This is a genomic window from Streptomyces sp. N35, assembly GCF_016464295.1.
In the GTDB taxonomy this organism is placed as follows: domain Bacteria; phylum Actinomycetota; class Actinomycetes; order Streptomycetales; family Streptomycetaceae; genus Streptomyces.
The window spans coordinates 1-26,659 of sequence record NZ_JAEIMH010000072.1; the positions used below are offsets into that span (position 1 = coordinate 1).

Annotated in this window: 23 protein-coding genes; 13 read left to right on the plus strand and 10 right to left on the minus strand. The window is 70.7% G+C overall.

The window, feature by feature from the left end:
- The 6 genes from JAO81_RS31305 to JAO81_RS31330 all read left to right on the plus strand — a co-directional run.
- Window positions 1-976, plus strand: a 976-nt coding sequence (locus JAO81_RS31305) for an aldehyde dehydrogenase family protein (protein WP_199551338.1), incomplete at its 5' end; no start/stop codon positions are given.
- Entirely contained in the window at window positions 973-2,781 is a 1,809-nt protein-coding gene (locus JAO81_RS31310) for a thiamine pyrophosphate-binding protein (protein ID WP_199551339.1), read from the plus strand. The genes JAO81_RS31305 and JAO81_RS31310, both read left to right, overlap by 4 nt.
- A 51-nt stretch (window positions 2,782-2,832) precedes the next feature.
- Complete coding sequence (locus JAO81_RS31315; RefSeq protein WP_199551340.1) at window positions 2,833-3,987, plus strand: ABC transporter substrate-binding protein; 1,155 nt, start codon at window positions 2,833-2,835, stop codon at window positions 3,985-3,987.
- Window positions 3,988-4,004: 17 nt separating this feature from the next.
- On the plus strand, window positions 4,005-4,874 hold the full coding sequence (locus tag JAO81_RS31320) for a branched-chain amino acid ABC transporter permease (RefSeq protein WP_165329738.1): 870 nt from the start codon (window positions 4,005-4,007) through the stop codon (window positions 4,872-4,874).
- Entirely contained in the window at window positions 4,871-6,742 is a 1,872-nt protein-coding gene (locus tag JAO81_RS31325; RefSeq protein WP_199551341.1) for an ATP-binding cassette domain-containing protein, read from the plus strand. The genes JAO81_RS31320 and JAO81_RS31325 overlap by 4 nt, the downstream gene beginning before the upstream one ends.
- Entirely contained in the window at window positions 6,739-7,500 is a 762-nt protein-coding gene (locus JAO81_RS31330) for an ABC transporter ATP-binding protein (protein ID WP_199551342.1), read from the plus strand. The genes JAO81_RS31325 and JAO81_RS31330 overlap by 4 nt, the downstream gene beginning before the upstream one ends.
- A 44-nt stretch (window positions 7,501-7,544) precedes the next feature.
- Here the strand turns inward: JAO81_RS31330 and JAO81_RS31335 are convergent, their stop codons facing one another.
- Window positions 7,545-7,946: an SsgA family sporulation/cell division regulator gene (locus JAO81_RS31335; RefSeq protein WP_199551343.1), complete on the minus strand. Its 402-nt coding sequence runs from the start codon at window positions 7,944-7,946 to the stop codon at window positions 7,545-7,547.
- A gap of 209 nt (window positions 7,947-8,155) precedes the next feature.
- On the opposite strand from JAO81_RS31335, the gene JAO81_RS31340 reads away from it, so the two are divergent.
- A complete protein-coding gene (locus JAO81_RS31340) occupies window positions 8,156-9,958 on the plus strand; it encodes a sigma-70 family RNA polymerase sigma factor (RefSeq protein WP_199551344.1) in 1,803 nt (600 codons plus the stop codon).
- 39 nt (window positions 9,959-9,997) lie between these two features.
- On the opposite strand, the gene JAO81_RS31345 is transcribed toward JAO81_RS31340, so the two are convergent.
- Both JAO81_RS31345 and JAO81_RS31350 read right to left on the minus strand, forming a co-directional pair.
- Window positions 9,998-11,530 (minus strand): MDR family MFS transporter, encoded by a 1,533-nt coding sequence (locus JAO81_RS31345; protein WP_199551345.1) that lies wholly within the window; start codon window positions 11,528-11,530, stop codon window positions 9,998-10,000.
- 31 nt (window positions 11,531-11,561) lie between these two features.
- Window positions 11,562-12,158 carry an NADPH-dependent FMN reductase gene (locus tag JAO81_RS31350; RefSeq protein WP_199551346.1) on the minus strand — a complete coding sequence of 199 codons (597 nt, stop codon included), beginning with the start codon at window positions 12,156-12,158 and terminating at the stop codon, window positions 11,562-11,564.
- A 146-nt stretch (window positions 12,159-12,304) separates the two neighbouring features.
- On the opposite strand from JAO81_RS31350, the gene JAO81_RS31355 reads away from it, so the two are divergent.
- Window positions 12,305-13,060 carry a TetR/AcrR family transcriptional regulator gene (locus JAO81_RS31355; RefSeq protein ID WP_199551347.1) on the plus strand — a complete coding sequence of 252 codons (756 nt, stop codon included), beginning with the start codon at window positions 12,305-12,307 and terminating at the stop codon, window positions 13,058-13,060.
- Between the two features lie 138 nt (window positions 13,061-13,198).
- On the opposite strand, the gene JAO81_RS31360 is transcribed toward JAO81_RS31355, so the two are convergent.
- Together JAO81_RS31360 and JAO81_RS31365 are read right to left on the minus strand one after the other, a co-directional pair.
- Complete coding sequence (locus tag JAO81_RS31360) at window positions 13,199-13,609, minus strand: (2Fe-2S) ferredoxin domain-containing protein (RefSeq protein WP_199551348.1); 411 nt, start codon at window positions 13,607-13,609, stop codon at window positions 13,199-13,201.
- Complete coding sequence (locus JAO81_RS31365; RefSeq protein ID WP_199551349.1) at window positions 13,606-15,606, minus strand: heavy metal translocating P-type ATPase; 2,001 nt, start codon at window positions 15,604-15,606, stop codon at window positions 13,606-13,608. The genes JAO81_RS31360 and JAO81_RS31365 overlap by 4 nt, the downstream gene beginning before the upstream one ends.
- A 95-nt stretch (window positions 15,607-15,701) precedes the next feature.
- On the opposite strand from JAO81_RS31365, the gene JAO81_RS31370 reads away from it, so the two are divergent.
- Both JAO81_RS31370 and JAO81_RS31375 read left to right on the plus strand, forming a co-directional pair.
- Window positions 15,702-16,076: a metalloregulator ArsR/SmtB family transcription factor gene (locus JAO81_RS31370; RefSeq protein ID WP_199551350.1), complete on the plus strand. Its 375-nt coding sequence runs from the start codon at window positions 15,702-15,704 to the stop codon at window positions 16,074-16,076.
- An 85-nt stretch (window positions 16,077-16,161) separates the two neighbouring features.
- Window positions 16,162-16,617, plus strand: a complete 456-nt coding sequence (locus JAO81_RS31375; protein WP_199551351.1) for a nuclear transport factor 2 family protein — start codon at window positions 16,162-16,164, stop codon at window positions 16,615-16,617.
- Between the two features lie 50 nt (window positions 16,618-16,667).
- Here the strand turns inward: JAO81_RS31375 and JAO81_RS31380 are convergent, their stop codons facing one another.
- The 5 genes from JAO81_RS31380 to JAO81_RS31400 form a co-directional block, all read right to left on the minus strand.
- Window positions 16,668-17,261 carry a dihydrofolate reductase family protein gene (locus JAO81_RS31380; protein WP_199551352.1) on the minus strand — a complete coding sequence of 198 codons (594 nt, stop codon included), beginning with the start codon at window positions 17,259-17,261 and terminating at the stop codon, window positions 16,668-16,670.
- 171 nt (window positions 17,262-17,432) lie between these two features.
- Window positions 17,433-20,465 (minus strand): glycoside hydrolase family 16 protein, encoded by a 3,033-nt coding sequence (locus JAO81_RS31385; protein WP_199551353.1) that lies wholly within the window; start codon window positions 20,463-20,465, stop codon window positions 17,433-17,435.
- A gap of 32 nt (window positions 20,466-20,497) precedes the next feature.
- Window positions 20,498-21,736 (minus strand): family 16 glycosylhydrolase, encoded by a 1,239-nt coding sequence (locus JAO81_RS31390; protein WP_199551354.1) that lies wholly within the window; start codon window positions 21,734-21,736, stop codon window positions 20,498-20,500.
- Window positions 21,737-22,030: 294 nt separating this feature from the next.
- On the minus strand, window positions 22,031-22,966 hold the full coding sequence (locus JAO81_RS31395; protein WP_199551355.1) for a sugar kinase: 936 nt from the start codon (window positions 22,964-22,966) through the stop codon (window positions 22,031-22,033).
- Window positions 22,963-23,628: a bifunctional 4-hydroxy-2-oxoglutarate aldolase/2-dehydro-3-deoxy-phosphogluconate aldolase gene (locus JAO81_RS31400; protein ID WP_199551356.1), complete on the minus strand. Its 666-nt coding sequence runs from the start codon at window positions 23,626-23,628 to the stop codon at window positions 22,963-22,965. The genes JAO81_RS31395 and JAO81_RS31400 overlap by 4 nt, the downstream gene beginning before the upstream one ends.
- A gap of 136 nt (window positions 23,629-23,764) precedes the next feature.
- On the opposite strand from JAO81_RS31400, the gene JAO81_RS31405 reads away from it, so the two are divergent.
- Genes JAO81_RS31405 through JAO81_RS31410 form a run of 3 tightly spaced genes read left to right on the plus strand, consistent with a single transcriptional unit; the run spans window position 23,765 to window position 26,564 of the window.
- Window positions 23,765-24,931, plus strand: coding sequence for a mandelate racemase/muconate lactonizing enzyme family protein (locus tag JAO81_RS31405; protein WP_233416182.1), 1,167 nt, complete (start codon window positions 23,765-23,767; stop codon window positions 24,929-24,931).
- 2 nt (window positions 24,932-24,933) lie between these two features.
- A complete protein-coding gene (locus JAO81_RS42925; RefSeq protein ID WP_233416183.1) occupies window positions 24,934-25,848 on the plus strand; it encodes a dihydrodipicolinate synthase family protein in 915 nt (304 codons plus the stop codon).
- Window positions 25,845-26,564, plus strand: coding sequence for an SDR family oxidoreductase (locus tag JAO81_RS31410; RefSeq protein ID WP_307813909.1), 720 nt, complete (start codon window positions 25,845-25,847; stop codon window positions 26,562-26,564). The genes JAO81_RS42925 and JAO81_RS31410 overlap by 4 nt, the downstream gene beginning before the upstream one ends.
- The last annotated feature ends 95 nt before the right edge of the window (window positions 26,565-26,659 follow it).

The window sequence follows — 26,659 nt, forward strand, 5'->3', positions numbered from 1 at the left end:
CCCCACCTTGACCAGGCCGCCCCCGCAGGCCCCGGCCCCCCCCGCCGCGATCGTCGCGCCCCTTCTGGAGGCCGGACTCCCGCCGCAGGCTGTGCAGTTGCTGCACGGCGGCGGGGAGGTCGGTGCGCTGCTGTGCGCCGCCGACGAGGTCTCCGTCATCAGCTTCACCGGCAGCGCGGCCACCGGGGACGCGGTCGCCCGGGCGGCCGGCGCCAAGCGCCTGGTGCTCGGGCTCCGCGGGGTGCTCGAGCTCGGCGGGAACGCGGCCACCGTCGTCTGCGAGGACGCCGATCCGGAGCAGGCCGCCCGGGAGTGCGCCCGCACCGGGTTCAGCAACTCGGGCCAGAGCTGTATCTCCGTCCAGCGGATCTACGTGCACCGCTCGCGCTACGACGGCTTCCTGGACCACCTGGTCCACGCGGTGGACCAACTCGTCGTCGGTGACCCGCTCGACGAGAACACCGACGTCGGCTCCATGGTCGACGAGGAGGCCGCCGAGCGCGTGGTGCGCTGGTCCGCCGAGGCGGCGGACACCGGCGCCCGCATCCTGCGCGGTGGTACCCGGGACGGCGCGACCGCACGCCCGACGGTCGTCGCCGGACCGGCCGAGAGTGCGTCGGTCGTGGGGCACGAGGTCTTCGGCGCGCTGGTGGCGGTCCTTGCCTACGACGACTTCGGCGCCGTCATCGAGACCTGCAACGCCAGTCGCTACGGGCTGCAGGCCGGGCTGTTCACCCGTGACATGGGGCGCATCCTCACCGCCTGGCGGGAACTGGAGACCGGCGCACTGATCGCCGGCGGCACCTCCAACTACCGCCTTGACCATGTGCCGTTCGGCGGGATGAAGGACTCCGGGTTCGGCCGCGAGACACCCCGCTCGATGATCGACGACTACACGGTTGTGAAGACTCTCGTGCTCCGCGGTCATTCCGTGTGGGGCACCCGGAACGCCACCACCGAGGAGCCCTCCGCATGAGCGAGAACGCCACGCCCTCTCCTGCCGATCCTGCCGCGGACGGCGCCTCGACCGCCGCCCGGTCAGGCACCGTCACCGCCGCCCGCGCCCTCGTCACCCAACTCGAGTCGTACGGAGTCGAGTACGTCTTCGGCACCTGCGGCCACACCAACATCGCCCTGCTCGACGAACTCGGCCCCAGTCCCATCGAGTTCGTGATCGCCCGCCACGAACAGGCCGCCGCACACGCCGCCGACGGATACGCCCGCGCCAGCGGCAAGCCCGGAGTACTCCTCACCCACGTCGGCCCGGGCCTCATGAACGCGGTCACCGGTGTGGCCACCGCCGCGATGGACTCCGTCCCGCTGGTCGTCATCTCCGGCGACGTCCCCTCGTACTACGCGGGCCGCCACCCCCACCAGGAGGTCAACCTCCACGCGGATGCCGACCAGGCCGCGATCTTCGGCCCGTTCAGCAAGCGGACCTGGCATGTGCACCAAGTGGCCGACCTGCACCGCACCGTGGAGCGGGCCTTCTGGACCGCCACGTCCGGGCGGCCGGGTGCGGTCCTGGTCAACGTGCCGATGGACCACTTCAGCCGACGGGTCGCGCCCTACCCGGGCGACCATGCGCTCCCGGCCGTCACATCCCGCCCGGCCCTGGACACGGCCACCGCCGACCGCATCGCACAGCTGCTCCTGGCCGCCGAACACCCGTTGATCTACTTCGGCGGCGGCCTGCGCGAACCTCGCGCCCGCCAGGACCTGCTCGCGCTCGCCGAGCATCTCGACATCCCGCTCGCGCACTCCCTGATGGGCAAGGGCGTGCTGCCCGACCGCCACCCGCTGCTGCTCGGGATGCCGGGCTTCTGGGGCCTGGAGACCACCCATACGCACACCAAGGGCGCCGATGTCGTCCTCGCGCTCGCGACCCGGTTCGCGGAGACCGACGCCAGCTCCTGGGACCCGGCCCACACATGGAACTTCCCGCCGAGCAGGCTGATCCAGATCGACATCGACCCGGCCGAGATCGGCCGTAACTACCCGGTGGAGATCGGCGCCGTGGCCGACGTCGGCGAGGCCGTACGGGCCATCGGGGCAGCCGTACGCACGGCATGTCCCGAGCCGCTCACCCGCGCCGGCCTGCGCGACTCCATCGCCGTCGCCCGCCGCGGCGTCTTCGACACCGCACGCGAGGACGGCCGCAGCGACGCCTTTCCACTGCGCCCGCAGCGCATCCTCGCCGATCTGCGCGAGGCCCTGCCGGCCGACGCCGTGCTCGTCACCGACGTCGGCTGGAACAAGAACGGTGTCGCGCAGTGCTACGAACTCCCCGACGCCGGACGGTTCATCACCCCCGGAGGCGCCTCCACCATGGGCTTCGGCCCTGCCGCCGCCGTCGGCGCCCAGCTCGCCGAACCGGACCGCACAGTGGTCGCCCTGATCGGCGACGGCGGGATGAGCGCCCAGCTCCCGGCCGTCCCCATGGCCGTCGAGCGGAACCTCCCGGTGATCTTCGTGGTGATGAACAACAGGGCCCACGGCACCATCGCCGACCTCCAGGCCGCTTCGTTCGGGCGCTCCTACGGCTGCGAGTTCACCGACGCCGAAGGCCGCCCGTACAGCCCGGACTTCGCGGCGCTCGGCCGCTCCTGCGGGGCCGGCGGCTACACGGTGACCGAACCCGCCGGCCTGGCGAAAGCCCTCGCCGACGCGCTGGAGCGGCGCGTGCCCGCCGTCATCGACGTGCCCATGGTCAACGAACCGGTGCCGACACCGGGCCACTGGAACATCAAGGACATCTACCGCGGGTCCTTCGCCGACTGAACCGACCGCACCACCTCATCCTGCCGACCCTGCACACACCGAGGTGATCCCATGACCCGCAATCCGGCACATCCACGGCTGACCCTTGCCGTCATCGCCGCCCTCGCGACCGCTCTGGCAGCATGCAGCGCGCCCGGCGAATCGGGCTCCGAGAGCAAGTCGACCTCCGGACCGATCAAGATCGCTGTCGTCAACGCGCAGAGCGGACAGCTCAGTTCGCTCGGCGACTGGGAGTACAAGGGGGCCAAGCTCGCCGTCGACGAGTGGAACAAGAAGGGCGGTGTGAACGGCCGCAAGATCGAGCTCAAGCTCTTCGACGACCAGGGCGACCCCACCACCGGCACCAACATCGCCCGCAAGCTCGACAGCCAGGGCTACATCGCCATGATCGGCACCGCCGAGAGCGCCGTGACCATCGCCATGGCCCCCGTCCTCCAGCAGGCGGAGATCCCCAACATCACCTCCGGTCAGTCCGACGGGCTCGTCGCGCAGAAGAGCCCCTTCCTCTTCCTCAACGGCCCCACCAGCACCACCTACGACACGACCCTCGCCAAGTACCTGATCGAGGACAAGCAGTTCAAGAACATCGCGATGATCACGAACAACGGCTCCTTCGGGAAGGGCGAGCACGACGCCTTCCTCAAAGCCGCCAAGGACCTGGGCGTGACGCCCTCCACCGACCAGATCGTCACCACCGACCAGAAGGACTTCAGTTCCGCGCTGACCAAGATCCGCGCCAAGAAGCCCGAGGTGATCTTCATCGGCTCGGAGGAGGTCGAGGCCGGCCTGATCGTCAAGCAGGCCCGCGACCTCGGCATCACCGCCCCCTTCGCGGGCGCCGCCCCGCAGGGCACCCCGGTGTTCATGGACACCGCGGGCAAGGCCGCCGTCGAGGGCACCATCGTCAGCTCTCCCTACCTGAGCAACGACGTCAGCCCCGCCGCCAAGAAGTTCGCCGACGCCTATCAGGCCGCGTACAAGGAAGAAGCCGAGATGCACGGCGCCAAGGCGTACGACGGGGCGAACATCCTGCTCACCGCCCTGGACACCAGCAAGGGCGCCACCGGAAAGAAGCTCGCCGACGCCATCCGGGCCACCCGGTACGACGGCCTGCTCGGCGACTTCGCGTACGACGAGACCGGCGTCGGCATCACGCAGACCGCGATCGGCGTGATCCGCGACGGCAAGCTCGTCGCCGAGCAGTAGGCGACGGAGACACCGGCATGCAGGAGACGCTGCAGACACTCGTCGGAGGCCTGAGCCTGGGGGCTGTCTACGCCCTGGTCGCCATGGGCTTCTCCCTCGTGTACCGCACCATGGGCCTGGTCAACTTCGCGCACGCCGACATCGCCATGATCGGCGCGTACGCGGCCTCCACCTTCTACCTCACGTCCAAGATGCCGTTCGTCGTCGCGATGGTGGTGGCGATCGTCGTCACCGGTGCCATCGGCCTGGTCATCGAGCGGGTCCTGCGCCCGCTCGAGAACAAGGACTTCGACCTGATGCTGATCGGCACGATCGGCTTCGGCATCGTCCTGCAGGCCGTCGCCATCCTCATCTGGGGCACCACGGGGCGGGCCGTCCCCTCGCCGGTGCGGTCCGCGCCACTCGACGTGTTCGGGGTGCGGGTGCGCACGTACGACCTGCTCGTCATGGCGGTCGCGGCGTTCGCCGTGATCGGGCTCGCCTGGTTCCTGGCCCGCACCAAGCGCGGCGCCGCCATGCAGGCGGTCGCCATGGACCACGAGGCGGCCACCGCTGTCGGCATCAACGTCGGCCGCAGCAACGCCCTCGCCTTCTCCATCGGCGCGGGACTCGCCGCCCTCGCCGGCGGTCTGGTCGGTCCGATGCTGTATGTCGACGCCTCACTCGGCGGCGCCCTCGGCATCAAGGGATTCGCCGCCGCGATGCTCGGCGGCTTCGGCTCCATACCCGGAGCCGTGGTCGGGGGCCTCGCGATCGGCGTCCTCGACTCGTACGCCGCCGGGCACTTCCAGGGCTACTCGGTGCTCGTGACCTTCCTGGTCTTCACCGCCGCCATCATGATCCGCCCGATGGGCGTCTTCGGGGAAAGGACGGTGAGCCGCGCATGAAGCTGCGCATCGGCGGACTCGCGGCCATGATCGTGGTGGCCTGGCTGCTGCCGTACGGCCTGGGAAGTTACGCCATCCACGTCGTGAACATCGCCCTGATCTACGCGCTGCTCGCGATCGGCATGGGCCTGGCCATGGGGATCTCCGGCCAGATCAACCTGGCCCAGGTGGCGTTCTTCGGCGTCGGCGCGTACGTCGTCGCCATCCTCACCACCCACAACGGCTACGGCTTCTGGGCGGCCGCCGTCCTCGCCCTCCTGGCGACCGTCGCGACAGGGCTGTTCGTCGGGGTGCCCGCGCTGCGCATGCAGTCCCACTATCTCGGCATCGTCACCCTCGGCCTCGCGCTCGGCTTCCTCAACTGGATCACGAACGCCACGATCACCGGCGGCGCCGACGGGATCTCCGGCATCCCCCTGCCCACGCTGCCCGGTATCGACCTGTCCAGCGAATACCTCTACTACTACGTCGAGTTGGTCGTCTGCGTCCTCGGGCTCGCCTTCGGTCTCTTCGTGGTCCGCACCGCGCTCGGCCGCCGGCTGCGCGCGATGCGCGACGACTCGCTCGCCGCGAGCGCCATGGGCGCGCAGATCCCGCTCCTGCGCATGACCGCCTTCGTCCTCGCCTCCCTGTACGGCGGCATGGCGGGCATCCTCTACGCGGGCCTGATCCGGTACGTCGCCCCCGAGACCTTCTCCATCGCCAACATGTTCATCCTGCTCGCCATGGTCATCATCGGCGGCCGGCGTTCCCTGGTGGGCTGCGTCGTCGGCGCGATCGGCCTGACGTTGATCCGCGAGTGGCTCTCCGACTTCTCCACCTACGCCCAACTCGGCTACGGCGTCGTCGTCGTACTGATGGTCGTCTTCGCACCGACCGGTCTGGCGGGGGTCCCGGGCCTCGTGCGGGACGCCGTCCGCCGCAGAAGCCGCGCGTCCGGCGGGCCCCGGGCCGAACTGCGCCCCTTCGCACCGTACGAGGTGAGCCCGCCGCCCGACGATCAAGCCACCGGACCCCTGCTCGACATCCGCGCCGTCACCAAGGACTTCCGGGGTCTGCGCGCCCTCGACGACGTCTCCTTCTCCGTGCTCCCCGGCGAGATCCGCGGCATCGTCGGCCCCAACGGCTCCGGAAAGACCACCCTGTTCAACGTGGTCAGCGGCTTCTACCGGGCCACATCGGGACAGGTCCGGCTGTCCGGGCGGGACACCACGGCCACCCGGCCGTACACGCTCTCGCTGCTCGGGGTCGCCCGTACGTTCCAGAACCTGCGGCTCTTCTCCCACCTCACGGTCCGCGAGAACATCCTCGTCGCCCTCGACCGCACCCGGACCCACACCATCTGGCGCTACGTCCTGTGGCCTCCGGGCGTCCTGCGCCAAGAACGCCGTCTGCGCACCCAGGCCCAGGAACTCCTCGACCGCTTCGGCCTCGCCGACTTCGCGGACACCCCGCCCGGCTCGCTTCCGTACGGCATCCAGCGCCGCATCGAGATCGCCCGCGCCATGGCCGCGCGGCCCCGCCTGCTGCTGCTCGACGAGCCGGCCGCCGGACTCAACGGCGAGGAGGTCGGGCAGCTCGCCCACATGGTGCGTTCCATCCGCGACAGCGGCACGACCGTGGTCCTCATCGAACACAACATGGGTCTGGTGATGTCGCTGTGCGAGCAGGTGACCGTGCTCGCCGGCGGCCGGATCATCGCCGAAGGAACACCGCCCGAGGTGGTCGCGAGCCCGGCGGTGATCGAGGCGTACCTCGGCGACTCGGAGATGGCGCAGGACGCCCGCGAAGCCGCACCCCCGCTCCCCGCTCCGGCGCCGCACCTGCCGGCCCCGTCGCCGTCCGACTCCGAGGAGGCCGCCCGGTGAAGATCCCCTCCCTGCTGCCCGGCAGGCGCGCCACCGCGCCCGCTCACGCGGCGACCCTCACCGTCGACGACTTGTCCGTGCACTACGGCGGGGTCTGCGCGGTCCGCTCCATCGGCTTCAGCATCGCGCCCGGCGAATCGGTCGGCATCATCGGCGCCAACGGAGCGGGCAAGACCTCCACGCTCAAGGCCCTGATGGGGTTGGTGCCGCGCAGCGGCGGCCGGATCACCCTGGGCGAGCGGGACTTGGGGAAAGTCCCGGCCCGCGACATGGTGCGGCACGGCATCGGCTACGTCCCCGAAGGGCGCCATGTCTTTCCCGGACTCCCGGTGGAGAAGAACCTGTTGCTCGGCGCGTACGCACGGCGCTGGGACGACGAGACCCGCGCCACGCTCGATGAGGTGCACGAACTGTTCCCCGTGCTCGGCGAGATGGGCACCCGCCTGGCCGGGGCCCTGTCCGGCGGGCAACAGCAGATGCTGGCCATCGGCCGCGCCCTGATGGCCCGGCCGCGGATCCTGCTCCTGGACGAGCCGTCGATGGGGCTCTCCCCCAAACTCGTCTCCGGCATCCTCGACGTCCTGCTCCGACTGCGCGAGGAGGGCCTGAGCCTGCTCCTCGTGGAGCAGAACGCCAAGCTCACCTTCGGCGCCACCAGCCACTGCCTGGTCATGGAGAACGGTGAGGTGGCGATGACCGGCGCCGCGCAGGAACTGAGCAGGGACGAACGCGTACGCAGGATCTACCTCGGGTTGTGACGCCCTCGAGCGCGGCGACGTGGTGGAGACGGGGCTCGCGCGACTCACACATCCCGCAGCAATGCGCTGAGGTCGAAGGTGAGCGTCTCTTCACCCGGCGCGACCACCGCGTACGAGCGCAGCAGGAAACGGCGCAGGGGTGCGGTGTCGATCTGGATGAGCGCCGCACCTTCCGGCACGCGGAACTCGATGATCGTCTGGGCCCGGCCGCACGGCCAGACGTGCACGTCACCGGCGCCCGAAGGGGTGCTCAGACCTGACTCGAGGAGGTCTCGGGCGAAGGTCCAGGGCACCGGCCTGCCGTCCAGGGACACCTCGGACGGGAAGACCAGGTGAATCGCGAGGGGGTCGGCGCTGTCATAGCGGAGCAGGACGCGGACGGCCGGCTCCCTTTCGGCGGAGGTGATGAGGCGGGCCCGTACGGACTGTTCGATCGTGAGGGACATCGGTCCGGCTCCTTCGGCGGTGGGCTGGGCGAGGCGCGGGGTGTCCGCGCCCTATGTCCGGTCGACTCGTGAAGGAGCTCGGGTATTACGCGAGTTGTCGCCGCACCTGCTGTGACCTGCGCCACTGTGGCCTGCCTCACATTCATGAACCAATCCGGCAATTCGTACATACAGTGACAAGCTCCCGATCCGCAGTGGAGTGTCCTGCCATGACCCATGGATCCGTCGGCGTCGACGCCGCGGCCTACGCGCGCGTTTACGAGGAACAGCAGACCCAGCTCGTCGCCTACGCCCGCTCGCTGACCGGCAACCCCTGGCTGGCCGAGGATGTGGTCGCCGAAGCCCACTTCAGGGTCTGGCGGCGGCTGTCGGCGGGGCACGAGATCGACAACGTCGCGGCGTACCTGATGCGCACCGTGCGCAACCTGGCCACTACCGTCGGTGGCACTCTCGCGCGTGAGACGCCGGTCGAGCCGGCTGAAGCGGACACGGGTGAGTCCGAGCAGGTCTCCGTCACCTTCTCGCCGTCCACTGTGGATCCGAGTACCCGGGTCTCCCAGGTCGACCTGCTGCGCCGGGTACTCGGCCAGTTGCCCGAGCGGTGGGTCAAGGCCCTGTGGCTGGCCGAGGCCGAGGACCAGTCGCTGGACGCGATCGGCCGCCGCATCGGTGTCGGCCGCGGCGCGACCGCGGTGCTGCTGCACCGGGCCCGCGAAGGGATGCGCCAAGCCTTCCTGCGCGCGCATCCCGGCACTCCGCGGGACCCTGCCTGCGAGATCCACTGGGAGCGCATACCCGCCCTCGTACGGGACGCGGCCGCACCCCGGCACTCGAAGCAACTGCGCACGCACATGGACGGATGCGAGGACTGCCGCGCCCGCTACCTCCTGCTCGCGCGGGCCAACAGCCACCTGGCCGCCCTGGTCGGGCCGGCGCTCCTGGTGCTGTTCCTCGGCGGAGGGGCCAAGTTCCTTGCGCCTCTGGTCACCGGGGCGGCAGCCGGGGCGTCGGGCTCGGGGGCCGGGACCGGGACCGGGCCGACCGGTTCGCATCTGGTCGCTCCGCGCTCCGCACGTACGTCGAGCGGGACCGATCACGCCGTATCGCACTCCGTATCGCACGCCGCATCTCACGTCGTCACCGGCGGGCTCAAGCTTCCCGTGGCGGTTCTCGGCGCCGTCGGTGTCGGCGTGACGGGGGCGGCCATCGGCGTGGCGCTGCTGGCCGGTGCCGGTGCCGGTGAACAGCCGTTCCCTGCGCCGCGTACCGCGACGCACCAACCCGCGGCCGTCCAGACCAATCCCCCGGCCGTTCCTGCGAGTCCACTCATGAAGGTGACCGGAGTGGGCTCCGTCCCGCTTCGGACCCCTGCGGAGCGGCACGATGCCGCCCCGCCGCAGGACGGGCCGTCACAGACGTCTCAGGAGTCCTTGGCGCCGGCAGCCGAACCCGGCCTCCCCGAGCCCCCGGAGGACCCGGCGGCGGATGGGACGCCGCCTCAGGCGGGGACCGTCACGAACCCCGCACCCGCGGCGCAGCCGGACCAGCCCTCGGCGGCGGACACACCGACCGATCCCGGGGGCGCCGCGCCGTCCGAACCGGCGGCTCCAGAACCCGATCCGGTGCGGCCCTCCCCCGAGCCCGTAACTCCCCAGCCCGTCAACCCCGTTCCGGCGGAGCCCGAGCCCAGCACCCCCGTGCCCTCCAACCCGGTGCAGCCGCCCGTCGACCCGGCCCCCGGCGAACCTGTCGCCCCGGCGCCCGTCGACCCAGCACCCAGCGAACCTGTCGATCCGCAGCCCAGCGCCCCTCTCGACCCCGGGCCCATCGATCCGCCACCCGCCGAACCCGTCGACCCCGCGCCCGTGGACCCACCGCCCCCCACGGAGCCTGTCGACCCCGCGCCAGTGGACCCACCGCCCACCACCGAGCCTGTCGACCCCGCACCCGTGTGCCATGACATCCTCCGCGGCGACATCACCGTCACCATCTGCCACACAGCTGGTGGATAGGGGATCGCGCGCCCGCACCATGGCGGTCAGAGGCCGCAGTCACGAAGGCTGTGCGCCCCGCAACGGAACCTCCCGGATCAGCCAGGACACCCCGAACGTCACCGCGCACAGCGCCGCGGTGCCGAGGGCGACGCCGTGCAGTCCGTCGACGACTCCGGACCGGAACGCGTCCTGGACCGGTGCCGGCAGGTCCTGCAGAAGCTCGGGCGTGAGTTCACCGCCGGTCAGTCGCTGTCCGTCGGCGCCGAGACGGTCCGTGACCGTGGCGGCGAGACGGTTCGTGTAGACGGAGCCGAGGACCGCGATGCCGAGTGAGCCGCCGATGGTGCGCAGCAGGGTCAGTGTGCCGCTGGCCGCACCCATGTCCCGCGGTTCGGCACTGTTCATCGTGATCAGCATCGTCGGCTGCATCAGACAGCCGATGCCCACGCCGAGCACGAACGTGAGCCCGGAGGCCAGCCCCGCCGTCGTGCCGGTGCCGAGCGTCAGCAGGGCCAGGGCCCCCACCGTTGCCAGCGCGCCGCCCGCGATCGGGTAGCCGCGGTAGCGGCCGCCCTCGCCCACACGCCGTCCGATGACGAGCTGCGAGCCGATCATGCCGAGCATCAGCGGAACGAGCAGCAGACCGCTCTGCGTGGACGACAGACCCTGCACGAACTGCATGTACTGCGGCAGATAGCTCGCCGCCGCCAGCATCGCCGCACCCGTGACGAAGCTCAGGACCTGCGCCACCGTGAAATTGCGGTCGCGGAACAGCCGGGGCGGGATCACCGGATCCGGGACGCGCCGTTCCACGCGTACGAAGGCGGCGACCGAGGCCACGGACACCAGACCGAGACCGATGATCTGCGGTGAGGTCCACGCGTACGTCGTCCCCGCCCAGGTCGCGAGCAGTGTCAGCGCGAGGATCGCGACCGTCAGGAGTCCCACGCCGGCGAGGTCGATCCGCGCCTTCGTGCGTTCGGCGCGCAGCCGCACCCCGAAACCGATGAGGGCCAACGCCACGGCTCCGACCGGCACATTGACGTAGAACACCCAGCGCCAGTCCCACTGGTCGGTGAGGAAGCCGCCGAGCAGCGGTCCGCCGATGGTCGCGGCGGGCAGCAGGACCCCGATGAGCGCCTGGGCGCGGCCGGCCTCCGCCGGCGCGAGGAGTGTGCCGATGAGGGAGAGGGCTCCCACGAACAGACCGCCCGCACCCACGCCCTGCAGCGCCCGGAACGCGATCAACTGCCCCATGTCCTGGGCGAGTCCGCACAGCACAGAGCCGACAAGGAAGAGGGTGATGGCTGCCAGGTAGCTTCCCTTGCGCCCGTACAGATCGCCGGCCTTGCCCCAAATCGGTGTGGAGACGGCCATGGTGAGCAGATAGGCGGTGAGCACCCAGGACAGCTGGTCGAGCCCGCCCAGGTCACCGACGATGGTGGGCAGGGCGGTGCCGACGATGGTGCCGTCGAGCGTGGCGAGCACGATGCCGAGCAGCAGGCCGAGGATGACGAGTCGGGAAGGCGGGGCGGGGTGCTCGTCGGTCGTGGCGCTGTCGGGCTGCTTCGCGTCCGTGAGGTGCTTCATGGTGTCTCTCCGGTTCCGGTTCGCAGTCCGCTCAGGCGACGTATGAGCGAAGGGACTTGGCGTCGCGCAGGGCGTGGGCCCACCAGGCGAGCTGATCGAGCAGCGCCTTCGCGGCGGTGTCGGCGCCCTGGTCCGTGACCGCACCGGACTCGTCGAACCGGGACCAGGCCTCGTGGAAGCTGACCGTGTTGCGGATGGTCGTGGCGTTCAACTCGGCCATGACGACCCGAAGATGCTCCACCGCGCGCAGGCCGCCCGACAGCCCCCCGTACGAGACGAAAGCGACGGGCTTGCCGTGCCACTGCTCGTTGTGCCAGTCGATGGCGTTCTTCAGCGACGCCGGATAGCTGTGGTTGTACTCGGGCGTGACGAGCACGAACGCATCGGCGGCGGCGAGCCGCGGCGACACGAGGGCGAGTGCCTCCGTCGTACCGGCCGGCGTCTCCTGGCCGAAGGCCGGCAGGACGGCCGGCAGCGGGGTCTGCGCGAGGTCGATGACATCGGCCTCCATGTCCTCGCGCTGCTCGAGGTGGCTGCTGAGCCAGTTCGTCACGACCGGCCCGAAACGGCCCTCGCGGGTGGAGCCGACGAGTACGGCGACGCGGAGTGACGTGGTGGTGGCAGGCATGGCAGACCCCCTGGTTGTGTACGGCGTATCCCGTTGAGTACAACGTACACATCGATGTGTACGCCGTCCACTACGAGGGATACGCTGTACACGACCTCGCCCGAGGAAGCTGTACGTCACATCCCGCGAAGAAGAGGAGCTGCGCCATGGCGGCCGGGAAGCAGGACGAGAGCAAGGCCGGGAAGCAGGACGGGAGCAAGGTCGTGGAGCCCTCCCTCTGGGAGCGCCTGGAGCGGCCCGCGCCGGTGTCCCGAGCCTCACTGAGCCTGGAGCGGATCGCCGCCGCCGCCGTCGAGATCGCCGACGAGGAGGGCGCCGCCGCCGTCACCATGCGCCGTCTCGCCACGAAGCTCGGCGTCGCCCCCATGGCGGCCTACCGTCATGTGGCCGGCAAGGACGACCTCTGGGCGCTCATGATCGACCAGGTCTCCCGGCAGCTGACGGCGCCGGACGAGGCCTCGGGCTGGCGGGACGTGCTGCACTCCTTCGCCCTGCAGACACGGGAGTTGATGCTGGCGCACCCGTGGATGGGTTCCGTTCCGCTGATCTCGCTCACGCCGTCGCGGATGGCCGTGGCCGAACAGCAGCTGGCGGCACTCGCCGCGTGCGACCTGGATGCCGACTCGATGATGGCCGCCTTCCGGACCGTCAACTCCTATGTGCACGGTTCGACGCAGGCCGAGATCATCCTGCGCGAGTACCAGGAGCGGCACGGCTGGGCCGGCGGCGTCGAGACCCGGGAGGCGCTCGCTCCGCAGATGAACTACCTGATGAGCACGGGCCGTTACCCCGCGTATGAGCGTTACGGCAGGGAGGCGGCGCGCAAGGACGACCACACCTGGGCGTTCGAGTTCGGCCTCGACTGCGTACTCGACGGCATCGCGAAGCGCCTCGGCATCTGATCGTCTTCGCGCTCGGCGCGGGTGGCCACGGTGACGACCCTGTCGCCCACCGGCGGCGTCGCGAGGGCCGGACGGCGGCGACGGCCAGGGCCGCCACACCCGCCGCGGTCCGCACGGGGTCGGGCCGAGTGCGCAGACTCAACGGTCACCGAGTTCGCCGCGCACCCTGCGGGAGGGCGTGAAGGCGTACAGGGTCAGGGCCTCGGGCGGGTCGGCGAGGCCCGGGCCGCCGGCGCGCACCCAGGCGGTGATGTCCGCGGCGGCGTCCGGGTCGTTGACCTGGCCGAGCCACACCGGGCGGCCGCCGGCCCGCCTTCCTGCGGCGGAGGGCTGGATGACGAGGACATTGGCGCGTTCGCAGACGTCAAGGCAGTCGCTGCGGCGCACCAAGGCGACACCGGCGAGCGCCGCGCGCAGGTCGGCGGCTTGGGCCTCGTGGTCCAGATAGGGGACCTTGGCCGCCGTGCCACAGCAGCAGCCCCGGCAAACAGTCACGGTGGGACGCGCCGGTCCGGCCTCGGGCGCGGGCGCGCGGTTTCGGCGGCTCATGCGCCGGCCTCGGCCGAGCGTGCCGCGCGGCGCCAGGCCGCATCGCGCAACAGGCGCAGGCCGTTGAGCCCGACGATGACCGTGGAGCCCTCGTGGCCGAGCACCCCGAGGGGCAATGGCAGCGTGCCGGCGAGGTCCCAGATGACCAGGCCGGTGATGAAGGTCCCGGCGATCACCAGGTTCTGGATCACCAGGCGGCGGGCGGCGCGTGAGAGCGCCACGACGGTGGGAACGGTGGCGAGTTCGTCGCGGACGATGACCGCGTCGGCGGTCTCCAGGGCGAGGTCGGAGCCGGCGCGGCCCATGGCGATGCCGGTGTGGGCGGCGGCCAGGGCGGGGGCGTCGTTGACTCCGTCGCCGACGACGAGGACTTTGCGGCCGTCGGCCTCCAGGCGGCGTACCGCGTCGACCTTGTCCTCGGGCAGCAGGCCGGCGCGTACGTGGTCGTCCTCGATGCCTGCCTCGGCGGCGAGGTGGGCCGCGGCGCGTGGGTTGTCGCCGGTGAGCAGCAGCGGCGGTGTTCCGGTGAGCGTGCCGAGCGCGGTGACGGTGGCGGCGGCGTCCGGGCGCAGGCGGTCGGCAACGGCCAGCAAGCCGACCGGAGTTCCGTCGCGCCGTACGAGGATCACAGTGTGTCCACGCTCCTCGTACGGCGCGACGATGCGCGCCATGCGTTCGGGGTCGTTGGCGGTGGATCCCGTCAACAGGCGGGCCGGAGCGCCCACTTCGACCGTCCGGCCCTCCACGGTGGCCTTGACCCCGACGCCCGGGGTGGAGGTGAAGTGGTGAGCCGCCGGCACAGGGAGGCGTCGCTCGCGGGCCGCGTCGACGACCGCCCGGGCCAGCGGGTGCTCGCTGGGGTGTTCGGCCGCGGCCGCCAGGGCCAGCAGGCCGGCCTCGTCCAGATCGCCGCCCTCCAGCGGGCGGACCACGGTCACACGCGGGGTGCCTTCCGTGAGCGTGCCGGTCTTGTCGAGGGCGACGGCATCGACCTGCCCGAGGCGTTCCATGACGACGGCCGACTTCACCAGGACTCCGTGGCGTCCCGCGTTGGCGATGGCCGAGAGCAGCGGCGGCATCGTGGCGAGGACGACCGCGCACGGCGACGCGACGATCATGAAGGTCATCGCCCGCAGCAGCGAACCGGTCAGCTCCGCGCCGAAGGCGAGCGGGACGAGGAAGACCGCGAGGGTCGCGGCGACCATGGCGAGCGAGTAGCGCTGTTCGACCTTCTCGATGAACAGCTGGGTGGGCGCCTTGGTCGCGGACGCCTCCTCGACCAACGCGACGATACGGGCGATCACCGAGTCGGACGCGTCCCGTTCGACGGCGATCCGCAGGGCGCCGGCGCCGTTCAGCGTCCCGGCGAACACTTCGTCGCCGGCCCGCTTGGCCACCGGCAGCGGCTCGCCGGTGATGGTGGCCTGGTCGATCTCGCCGGCACCGTCGAGGACGCGGCCGTCCGCGCCGACGCGCTCTCCGGGCCGTACGAGGATGGTGTCGCCGACCACGAGAGAGGCCGTGGCCACGGTCTCTTCGCCGCCGTCGGCGGTCAGGCGGGTCGCGGTGGCGGGGGCGAGGTCGAGCAGCCCGCGTACGGCGTCTTCGGTACGTGCGGTGGCCAGCGCCTCCAGAGCCCCGGAGGTGGCGAAGATGACGATCAGCAGGGCACCGTCCATGACCTGCCCGATCGAGGCCGCGCCCAGCGCGGCGACGATCATCAGCAGGTCCACGTCCAGGGTCTTCTCCCGCAGTGTCCGCAGCCCGGACCATGCGGGCTCCCAGCCTCCGCTCACATACACGAGGGCGTAGAGCGGGCCCCACAACCAGGCGGGAGCGCCCGCCAGTTGGAGCGGCAGGGCGAGCAGGAACAGCGCCAGGGCGACTGCGGCCCAGCGGGCTTCGGCGAGCGCGAGCACTCTGGTGCGGCGGCGCGGGATACCCGGCCGGGCGGACCTCGCCGTGGTTTCCGGGCGCTGGAGGAGGGCTGAAGGCATGCCGAAGTGACCCTTCGCGTACGGCGGACGGCTTCCTTTCCACCGTACAGGAACACCTGAACAGGTCTTCAGGTATGCCGGGTAGGATGGCCGCCATGGGTCACGGAACGGACGCCAAGCACGTCGCCACCGCTCGCGAACGACTGGACGCCGTGGGCACGGCGGACGTGGCCGCGACGCTCCAGGCCCTGGCCACGCCCTCCCGGCTCAGGATCCTCGCCCGACTCCAAGAGGGCCCCTGCTCGGTCGGCGATCTCGCCGAGGCCGTCGAGATGGAACCGTCCGCCTGCTCCCACCAACTGCGTCTGCTGCGCAATCTGGGCCTGGTGACCGGCGAGCGCCGCGGCCGGTCGATCGTCTACGCCCTGTACGACAACCACGTCGCCGAACTCCTCGACCAGGCCCTCTACCACGTCGAGCACCTCCGCCTCGGGCTGCACGACGCACCGGGCGAGCAGCCAGGCACCTAGGTGCTGTTGCGAGAGCGCCGGTCACCGCCAGGTCGATGTCCGATTGCCGCCGGTGTGGTCCGGCTCGGTTGATCACACTTGCGGCATGACGATTCGATCGGCGACGGACTCGGTAACCATCCTCACCGGCATGTACGCGGCTGAGGCGGAGTATCTGGCGGCCGGAGGCCCGGGTGAGGCCCCGTTCGACCTGCTTGCCCCCTTCTTCGCGCCTGATGTCGTGCTGCACCAAGCCGATGCTCTGCCCTATGGCGGGACGTGGCGTGGCCATGAGGGCATGGAAAGGTTCTTCCTTGCGATGAGCCAGGTGTGGGAATCGTTCGACATGGCGGATCAGGAGTTCCTCGCCACCGGCGAGACAGCGGTGGTGCTCACTCAGGTCCGAGCTCGCGCCCGCGCCACCCGGCGCGAGCTCGCGTTCCCGCTTCTGCAGAGGATCAAGGTCGAGGGTGGGCGGATCTCTGAAGTCCGCCCCTTCTACTGGGACACCGAGGCCATTGCCGTCGCCTGCGAAGAATCCGGTGGCCGTCGGGGTCGGTGAGTCACGACGCCTTCGGGCCCCGAGGCCGCCCGGGCGCTTCGCCGGGAAACTCAGAGGTTTTCACGCGGACTGCTCGGCCGGCGGACCTGGTAGCGGAGGTGCGTGACGTCCCGGTCCTCGAGCCGTCGGACGAGGTCGAGTTCGATGTGATCACCACCGAGGTGGTCGAAGAGCCGTCGGCCGTCACCGAGAAGGACCGGCACCAGGTGGATCTCCATCTCGTCCAGCTGCCCTGCCCGCAGGAGCGCTTGGGCCGCGCCCGCCCCATGGACCATGACCGGCCGGTCCCCGGCAGCGGCGCGGGCCTGACGGGCACAGTCCTCGGCATCGGTGACGAATCGCGCGTGGCCGAGTGGCGCGTCCCCTTCGTCCGCCCGATGGGTGAGGACGAAGATCGGCACCCCGTCGTGGTGATCGCCCTGCCAGCGCCCGGCGAGTTCGAAGGTCCGTCGGCCGGAGATCAACGCGCCGGTCGCCAGCGCCTCTTGATAGACCTGCCCGCTGGGACCGTCCGAGTGCCGGTCGTCGAGCCAGTTGAACAGACGTCCACCTCCGCGGCCGAGCTCCTGGCCCGGCCGATCGTCCGGACCGGCGATATAGCCGTCGAGCGACATCGACATGTACAGCCGAATCGGATTCCTCATCCTGGCCTCCCTCTCTCCTCCACGACGTGGGGATGCTCCGCTTCCCGCCCCATGGGAGCGGGGAGGTCACAGAGGTAGACGTCAGGGGGCAGGTGAACTCATCGGCCGGACGAGGTCCGTGCCCAGCTCCGGAAGATTCCGGGACCGGGCACGGACCTGTTCAGCGACCTGTCACTTCGGTACGAATTTGACGTAGCTGGTGCGCAGATAGCTGCTGCCCGCACCGTTGGAGACCGTCACGTCGCCGGACGAGCCCGCGGTGAACTCGTAGGTTCCCAGCGAGATCCACCGGTTTCCGTCCGCGGTCTGCCCCAGGTCCACGGCGTCGGTGCCGCCCGCGTGGGTGACGGTGTACCGGGCAGCCGTGGTGCTGTTCGGATGGTTGGGCACCCATGCGAACACCTCGTAGCTGCCGGCGTCCCTCAGCTCGGGACGCCAAGTCGCCGTCGCCGACGTGTCGTTGGTGCTGCGCGTCTTGGAGCCCAGCCATCCGGCGACGCTCGACCCGGACCAAGTGCCCTTCTCGGTGTAGGCCGGGTCCTCGATGCCGATGACGCTCATGGGCAGCGGTGTCACCCGTACCGGAGTCGGCCTCGACTCGTTGCCTGCCTGGTCCACCGCGGTGACGGCCAGCTCGTGCCCGGTGTTGTTCGTCAGACCCTCGACCGGGAAGCCCAGCGCCCGCAGGTGCGCGTCGACCGGGTTGCCGAAGGGCTCGTCGGTGATCCGCTTGCCGTCCACGTATACGTGGTAGCCGTGCAGGTCCACCTCGAGGCTCTGCTCCCAGTACAGCACCGCCCCCTTGTTCGTCGCCTCCGCGGTCACGCCGCCCGGCGGTGCCGGCGGCTTCATGTCGGCCGGTACCTTCACCGCCAGCGGTGCCGAGGGCGCCGATTCGTTGCCGGACCGGTCTACCGAGGTCACGGTCACCTTGTGGGACTGGCCGGCCAGCATCTCGTACAGGCGGAACGCGTCGCGCCGCACCGGCTTCCAGGTGATCCGGCGTCCGTCCAGGTAGACGTGGTGCCCGAGGACGTCGCCGCCCTGGAGGGGGCTCCAGCGCACGTGGAGCACGGCGTCGCCGTTCGACGCGTTCGGCCGGACGAACGCCTGCGGATTCTGCGGCGCGGCGGGTCGGCGGGTGTCGTCCGCGGGCGCGGGAAGGAACTTGACGGCGTCCGCGTGCATCAGCCCTTGGGCGCCCTCCTCCCTGCCGAGTTCCACATGACCGTCGGTTCCGGCGTCGAACGCGAAGTTGCCGAGCCGCACCCAGCGGTCCGTGCCGCCGCTCGTATCCGCCTTCACTTCGGTGGTGCCGCCCGCATGGGCGACGGTGTAGGCGGCCGGTTCGGGCGTCTCCGCGCCCACCCGCACGAACTTGACCACGTTGGTACGCAGATAGTTGGCGCGGGCGGCGTTCGACACCGTGACGTGTCCGCCGGTGCCTGCGGCGAACTCGTACTCGCCGAGCTCGACCCAGTCGTTGCCCCCGGTGGTCTGGTTGACGTCCGTGGCATCCGATCCGCCGGCGTAGGTGACGGTGAACCGGGCCGCGGTCGTGCTGACGGGGTTGGCCGGCGACCACGCGTACACCTTGTACGTGCCGGCTTCCTTGAGGTCCGCACGCCAAGTGGCGGTCGCCGAGGTGTCGTTGCTCGTCCGGGTGGGGGTTCCGTCCCAGCCGCGGAGGCTGGACGCGGCCCATCGGCCGGTCTCCGTGTACCCGGAGGTGTGGGTGCCGACGACTGTCTCGCTGTCGCCCGCGGAATCCGGCAACCAGGCGTAGACGTCGTACGTGGTGCTCTTGGACAGCTCGGGCGTCCAGCGCGCGGTCGAGCCGGCGGCGGCCCAGCGGGTACCGGTCCCCCGCCATCCCGTGACGGTGTCCGAGGCGCGCCACGTGCCCTGCTCGCGGTAGCCGTCGTCACCGTTGTCGACGACCACGGACGGCACGAACTTCGCGGCGTCGGCGCGCAGTACACCCGAGCCCGACGGGCCGCCGGTCAGGCGTACGCCGCGGCCGGCGCCGGGCGTCATCCGGTAGGAGCCGAGACTGACCCACTGCTGGCCGGCCTCCGTCTGGTCGACGACGACGTCGGTATCTCCGCCGTCATGCGTGACGGTGTACGTGGCGGCTTTGTGCCCGGTCTCGAGGAAGCTCGGATTCCACACGAACACCTCGTACGGCTGGGCGGACTTCAGCTTCGGGGTCCACCGGGCCGCGGCCCCGGGGTCCTCGGAGCGGCGGACCTCCTTGTCCTGGTAGCCGAAGACCTGGCGGTGCCCGTCGGTGATCTCGTCCGTCCAGCTGCCCGTTTCGGTGTACGCGCTGTCGCCGTTGTCAACCACTACGGCGTCCGCGGACTCGTCGTCGGCGGAGGTCACGGGCGCGTAGTAGCGGAAGTAGTCCCACGTGGTCTCGCCCGGCAGGTTGGTCTCGTCGACCGGGGAGGTGTAGCCGAGTGTGGTCAGCCAGATGTTCTGCAGTCCGTGCGGACCAGCCTTCGGGAGGGTTTGGGTCAGCTTGCCGTCGATGTAGTAGCGCACCTCGGTGGGGGTCCACTCGAAGCCGTACGTGTGATAGCCGTCGGACGAGTCCGGCCCGGTGTACGGCCGGCCGGGGTTGCCCACGTGGTGCGGCACGAACCAGTGCGAGACCTGGGTGAACTCGTCGGGTTTGTGCGAGTCGACCTCGAAGCCGTCGATCTCGTTCACCCGGTTGTTGGGGCCCTTGTACTCGGGGGTGTCCGGCACATAGTCGGCGAGACCGGTGGTCCACATCGCGGAGTGGAAGCCCTGGTCCCCCCAGAGCTGGGCGCGTGTCTCGTAGTAGCCGTAGCCGAAGGTCCGCTTGCTGATCACACCGCCGCAGGTGTACTCCTTGCCGTCGCGGTCCTCGCGCCGTAGAGCGATGCGCATCAGTCCCTCGGACACGGAGACGTTGTCCGGGCTGTTCGAGCAGATCGCCTTCTCGCTCTCGCGGTAGTGCCACTCCGCTTCGTCGAGGCCCTCGCCGCCTGCGCCGACGCCCTCGAACTCGTCGGACCAGGCGAGTGCGTATCCAGGCACCGGTGCACCGGCAGGCGCCGCGGCCTCGGGGACCGCAGCGGCCGGGGCGGCGGGGGTCGCGGACGACCCGGGTACGAGGGAGAGGGCCACGGTGGCCGCCAGGACGGCGGCCACCACCGTTCTGCGGACGTTCACAACACAGGCCTCCTGTAAAGGCGTCGGCTGATTCAGGAACGGACGAACTTGACGGCGTCGGCGCGGATACATCCCGGGCCGTCCCGGTCGATACGGACGATGTAGGTCGTGCCGCTCTTCAACGTGTGCGCGCCGAGCGGCACCCAGGCGCTGCCGGGCACAGTGAGGTCCACGCGCGTACGGCTCAGTGCGGTGCCGCCGTCCCACACGCTCACGGGAGCGTCGGCCTGTCCTCCGTCCCCGCCCGCGCGGAAGAAGTACCCCTGGTAGGTGCCGTCGGCCGGCGGGGTGAACGTCCAGCGGCCGGCGCTGCCCGTGTCGCACGAGAACCTTCCGGTGAGCCGGCCGAACGCGGGCAGCCCCGATGGGCTCCAACCGGTGCCGGTCTCCGAGTAGCCGCTCGGTGCGTCGTTGTCCGCGTACACATCGCGGGCGTAGTGGCGGACGTAGTCGAACTGGACCTTGCCCGGCAGCGCGCTCTCGTCGACGCCCGGCGAGTCGTTTGCGTCGAAGGCGATGGCTGTCAGCCAGGTGTTGAGGAAGTTGTGCGGATAGGTGCCGGGCGCGTACGGCTGCGACCACTTGAGCACCCCGTCCACGAAGAACTTGACGGAGTCCTCGAGCCATTCGAATCCGTACGTGTGCCAGTCAGCCGAACTGTCGAAGCCGAGACCGTAGATCTTGCTGGTGAACGTGCCCTGGGTCCACGCGATGACGTTGTGGCGAACCTTGTCCGGCACATGCGAGTCGATCTCGAACCCGTCGATCTCGGTGCGCGGTTCGGTTCCGCTGCCCGCTTCGGCCGCCCAGAAAGCGGAGTGCCAGCCGCTGCCGGTGTTGGTCCGCACCCGGGTCTCGTAGTAGCCGTACCGGGTCTTGCGCTTACTGATCAGACCGCCGCCGGTGTAGAGGTCCATGCTGTCCACCTGCCGCGCGCAGCCGGCACCCGCCTTGTCGCGCGGACACAGATGGACGGTCATCGCGCCACCGCCGACGGTGACGTTCTCGGGCCGCTGCTGACTCCAGCCCTTCGTATCCGTGCGGTAGTTCCACTCGCTCGTGTCCACGGCCGTGGTGTTGAACTCGTCCGCCCAGACCAGTTCGTACGAGGGGGTGGGCGGGGCGGCGACCGCCTGGTCGGGGGCGGCGACCGTCCTGTAGGGGACGGTCTGCTCCGCCCCAGGAGCGGGAGTGGCCGCTCCCGGGGCGCCGACGGTCAGCGCCAGCGCGGCTGCGATGCCCGCGAGGCCGGGTCTCCTTCTCACCTTCACGATGCGGTCCTTCCAGACGACGTTGTCCGTGCCGGCTCGTGCGTGTGGGGTGGCGGATGGTGCGGATGGTGCGGTGTGCGGCATTCGTCAGGGGGATGTCATCGCGGCGTCGTCGCCTCTCTCGGGAAGCAGCGTGCGGGCAGATCTCTCAACGCAGCGTGCGGGCAACCGACTTCCTTCCGGAAGGAAGCCAGATCCCTATTGTGGATATCGCATGCGAGTCTGTCGAAGCGTAGGAGTGTTCATGGGTAGCGTCAATCAATCTGCCTCACATCAGCGATACCTGACGGTTCTTCAGCGCAGAGCGGTGCCGGATGTGTGCGTGAGGAGACCCAGCGTCTGACGGGTGGGCAGCGCCTCCCAGTCACCGTGGGCCCCCACGCAGAAGGCCCCGGCGGTGACCCCGCGCCGCAGACGCTCCGCAGGGGGCAGATCGTCCAGGAGGGCGGAGAGATAGCCGGACACGAAGGCGTCGCCGGCACCGACACTGTCGACCACGGCGACCGGGAGAGCGGCCTGGTGGTGTTCCGCGTCCGCAGTACGGCAGTGCGCACCGGCGGCGCCCTCGGTCACGACGACCTCGCCGATCCCGTGGCCGAGCAGCTCGGACACGGGCGCCGACGCATCCGTGAGGATGTCGAGTTCGTCGTCCGAGGCGAACACGATGTCGGCGTACGGCAGCAGGGGCCGCAGCAGCCGCGCGGCTTGCGGCCGAGTCCACAGGCGGCCGCGGTAGTTGACGTCCACACTCACCCGGACTCCCGCGGCGTGCGCGGCTTCCGCCGCCGCGAGCGTCGCAGCCCCGGCGGCCGGCGAGAGCGCCGGAGTGATCCCGGTCAGGTGGAGCAGGGCCGGGGACGCGTCCTCCAGTGCGGCGAGGCATTCCTCGGCGGTGAGCAGCGAACCGGCCGATCCCTTGCGGTGGTAGCTGACCCGGGTGACGTCGTGCAGCGGCTGGTCGAAGGCGACGAGGCCGGTGAACGACTCGGCAGTGGACCGGATGAAGCGGGTGTCGACCCCTTCGGCGCGCAGAGTCCGGCTGATCAGCCGGCCGGGCTGGTCCTCGCCGACCACGCCGAGCCAGGCGGCCTCATGGCCGAGCCGGGCAAGACCGATGGCGACATTGCTTTCGGAGCCGGCCACGGACAGCCGCGCCACTCCGCCGAGTTCCATGGGTGCGGAGGTGCGGACGGACACCATTGCCTCGCCGATGGTCAGCACGCCACTCATCGCGTCTCCCGCCCACGGTCGCGGCCCGCACCGCGGCCGGGTGCCACGGCTTCGAGGAACAGAGCGGCGCGAGCGGCCAGTTCGTCGTACGCCTGCGAGGTGTCGCTGGTCCCGGCGACGCCGATGAGCGGTGATCCGACGCCGACGGCGGCAGCGCCCGCCGCGAGGTACTCGGGCGCTGTCCGCGCGTCGACGCCGCCGACTGCGACGAGGGGTGCTTCGGGCAGGGGCGCCCGTAGTTCACGCAGGTAGCCGGGGCCGTGCAGTGCGGCCGGAAAGACCTTCACCGCCACGGCTCGCAGATCCAGCGCGGCGATGACCTCGGTGGGGGTCAACGCCCCGCACAGGAGCGGCGTCCCGTTCGCGGCGGCCCGCCGGGCGCCCGGTGTGACCCCCGGCGTGACGACGAAGCCGGCACCTGCGGCCGAGGCGGCATCGGCCTGAACGGCGGTCAGTACGGTCCCCGCGCCGAGGAGCACGTCTGGCGGGCACTGCGACCGCGCGCGTGCGAGCGCGTCGAGGGCGCCCGGCGTGGTCAGGGAGACCTCCAATGCCGTGACACCGGCGTGGACCAAGGTGCGGATGCAACGCAAGGCGCGATCGGGGCTGTCGGCACGGATGATGGCCAGCAGTCTCCGCTGCGCGATCTCTTCCAGATGCACGAGATGTCCGGTTCCGGGCCGCGACGTCAGGGAGCGCGGTCCTGTGAAGGGCTTGACCAGCCCACCATTGATGGATGTTTAATTCACCATGCGCAAGTGCTGAATCGCAATACGAATCTCGTAGTCCGGAGGAATCATGCGGGTCACCCAGGTGCGTACCTACGTCCTCAAACAGCCCACGGAGACCGCCTACTTGGGCAAGCTGAACGACGGTTCGGCGCCCGCGCCGGACCAGGGCTACTTCGTGCGCCCGCCATGGCGAAGCCTGTACTCGGCCTCCATGGAGACGGTCCTCGTCCGCGTCACGACCGACGAAGGCGTGGAAGGCTGGGGCGAGGCGCTCGCACCGGTCGGCCCCGAGGTCGTCGCCGCGATCATCGACCGCATGCTGGGGCCGTGGCTCGTGGGCCGGGATCCGCTGCAGGTACGCCCGTTGTGGGACGGCATGCGCGATCTCATGCGTGAGCGGGGCCACTTGGCGGGCCATCAGGCGGACGCCCTGGCCGCACTGGACATCGCCCTGTGGGATCTGGCGGGCAAGGCGGCGGGGCTCCCCGTGGCCCAGCTCCTCGGCGGGGTCTACCGGACCGAGATCCCCGCCTACATCTCCGGACTGCCCGAGCCGACGGACGAGGGGCGCGCCGAGCTGGCAGCCGACTGGGCGAAACGCGGAGCCTCCATGGTGAAACTCGCCCTGGGCAACGGCGTCGAGAAGGACCTCGCCACGTACGACGCGGTGGCCGCCGCCGCGCCGGGCCTGGGCATCGCCATCGACGCCCACTGGGTCTACTCGCTGCCGCAGGCCCTCGAACTGGGACATGAACTCGACCGCCGCCGCGCCCTGTTCTTCGAGGCTCCCCTCGCGCCCGAGGACATCGCGGGGCACCAGGAGCTGGCGTCCCGGGTCACCACACCGATCGCGGTCGGTGAGGCGCTGCGCAACCGCTACGAGTTCCGCGACTGGTTCGACCGCAGGGCCACCGGCCTCGCTCAGCCGGACGTCGCCCGCACCGGCATCACCGAGGCCATGACGGTCGCCACGCTGGCCGACGCCCGCCACATCCCCGTGGCGTGCCACCACTCCGTGGGTCTCGGCGTGGCACTCGCCGCCGGACTGCAAGTGGCCGCGGCCGTGGCAGACAGCCCCTTCTTCGAACTGCAGCCCACGACACTGCCCTTCGCCCAGCGGATTCTGCGCACCCCGATCACCCACACAGCCTCCGGGTTCACCTTGCCGCAGGGTCCGGGCCTTGGCATCGACATCGACCAGGAGGTCCTCGACGGCCTCGTTCAGGGAGGCTGACCATGACACGCACCGCCACCCCCATCGGGCTCGTCCCGATTCTGGCCACGCCGTTCACCGCTTCCGGTGAGCTGGATCTGCCGTCGCTGCGCTCCCTGGTGGAGTTCCAACTCGACGCGGGCGTGGACGGATTGGCGGTCTTCGGCATGGCGAGCGAGGGCTTCGCGCTGGCCACCGACGAACGGTCCGTCATCCTGCGTGCGGTCAGAGAGGTGGCGGGAGCCGGCGTGCCGATCGTCGCCGGGGTGAACGGCACCAGCACGGTGGTGGCCATCGAACAGGCACGGCACGCCGCAGCCGGTGGCGCCGACCAGCTGATGGTGCTCCCCCCTTACCTCGCGAAGCCCAGTCAGCAGCAACTCATCGAGTTCTTCGGCGAAGTGGCCACGGCGACCGACGCCACGGTCATGGTGCAGGACGCCCCCGGGGTCACCGGCGTCGCGATCGACGTCGCGACGATGACGGCTCTGGGCCACATTTCCGGTATCACCTCGGTGAAGGTGGAGGCACCGCCCACCCCCGTCAAGGTGGCGGCGGTCACCCGTGCTCTCGACGAACTGGCGGTGCTCGGCGGCCTCAACGCCGCCTCGCTGATCGAGGAGTACGACAACGGCAGCGTGGGCACCATGCCGGCCTGCGAGTTCTCCGATCTGCTCCGCGCCATCCTCGACGATCTGGCGGCCGACCGGCGTACCGAGGCGCGTGCGGCGTTCGGCAGGCTGCTGCCGCTCATCCATCTCGGCATGCGCCCGGGCCAGGCATGGGCGGTGCACAAGGAGGTGCTGCGCAGACGCGGGATCATCGCGTCGGGCCGGGTGCGGCTCCCGGCGCAGGAACTCGAGCCGGTGACGGCCCGGGCGCTGGACGAGATCCTGGCCGAACTGCGCCTGCCTTCCTGGCAGAAGGTGCCCGTGTGAGCCGGTCGGTGCTGCTGATCGGCAGCTCCTCGCCGATCGGCCGGGCCATCGCCGCCGCCTTCGCCGGGGCGGGAGACAGCGTCGTCGGCGTCTCGTTGGACGGCGAAAGAGGCCCGCACCTGGCCGAGTCGCTCGCTCTCGACGTCAGCACCGAGGAAGGGGCGGACGCGGCGGTCGGCCGCACCGTGGAACGGCTCGGTTCCCTGGACGTCCTGGTCCTTGCCGCAGCGGTGATGGCGCCGGCGCCGGCCCATGCCGTCACCGCCGAAGACTGGCACCGCGCCCTCACCAACACCTTGGACACCGCCTTCTTCCCGGCCCGGGCCGCGCTGGCCGTCCTCCCCCGGGGCGGCAGCATCGTCGCGGTCAGTTCCGTCAACGCCACCCTGGCCGCACCCTGGCTGCCCGCGTACGCGGCGGCGAAGTCCGGAGTGGAGGGCCTGGTGAGGCAGTTGGCCCTCGAGTACGGGCCGCGCGGCATCCGCGTCAATGCCGTGGCCCCGGGGATGATCGACAACGACCACCTTCCCAAGGTCACCGAGGGATATCCGCTGGGCCGCGTCGGCCGGCCCGCAGACGTCGCCGGCGCGGTGCTCTACCTCGCGGCGGCCGGCTTCGTCACCGGCGTCGTCCTGCCGGTCGACGGCGGCCTGTCGATCGCGTCCCCCGCGGCGTTTCTCCGCCCCGACCTGCGGCGCAAGTTCCTCGAGGACTGACCGGAACCAGGGATGAGGGAGCGGGGGGGGGCCAGGGGCCCCCCCCCCCCTCGGGCGGGGGGGGGGGGGGGGGGGGCCCGGGGGGAGGGCCGGGG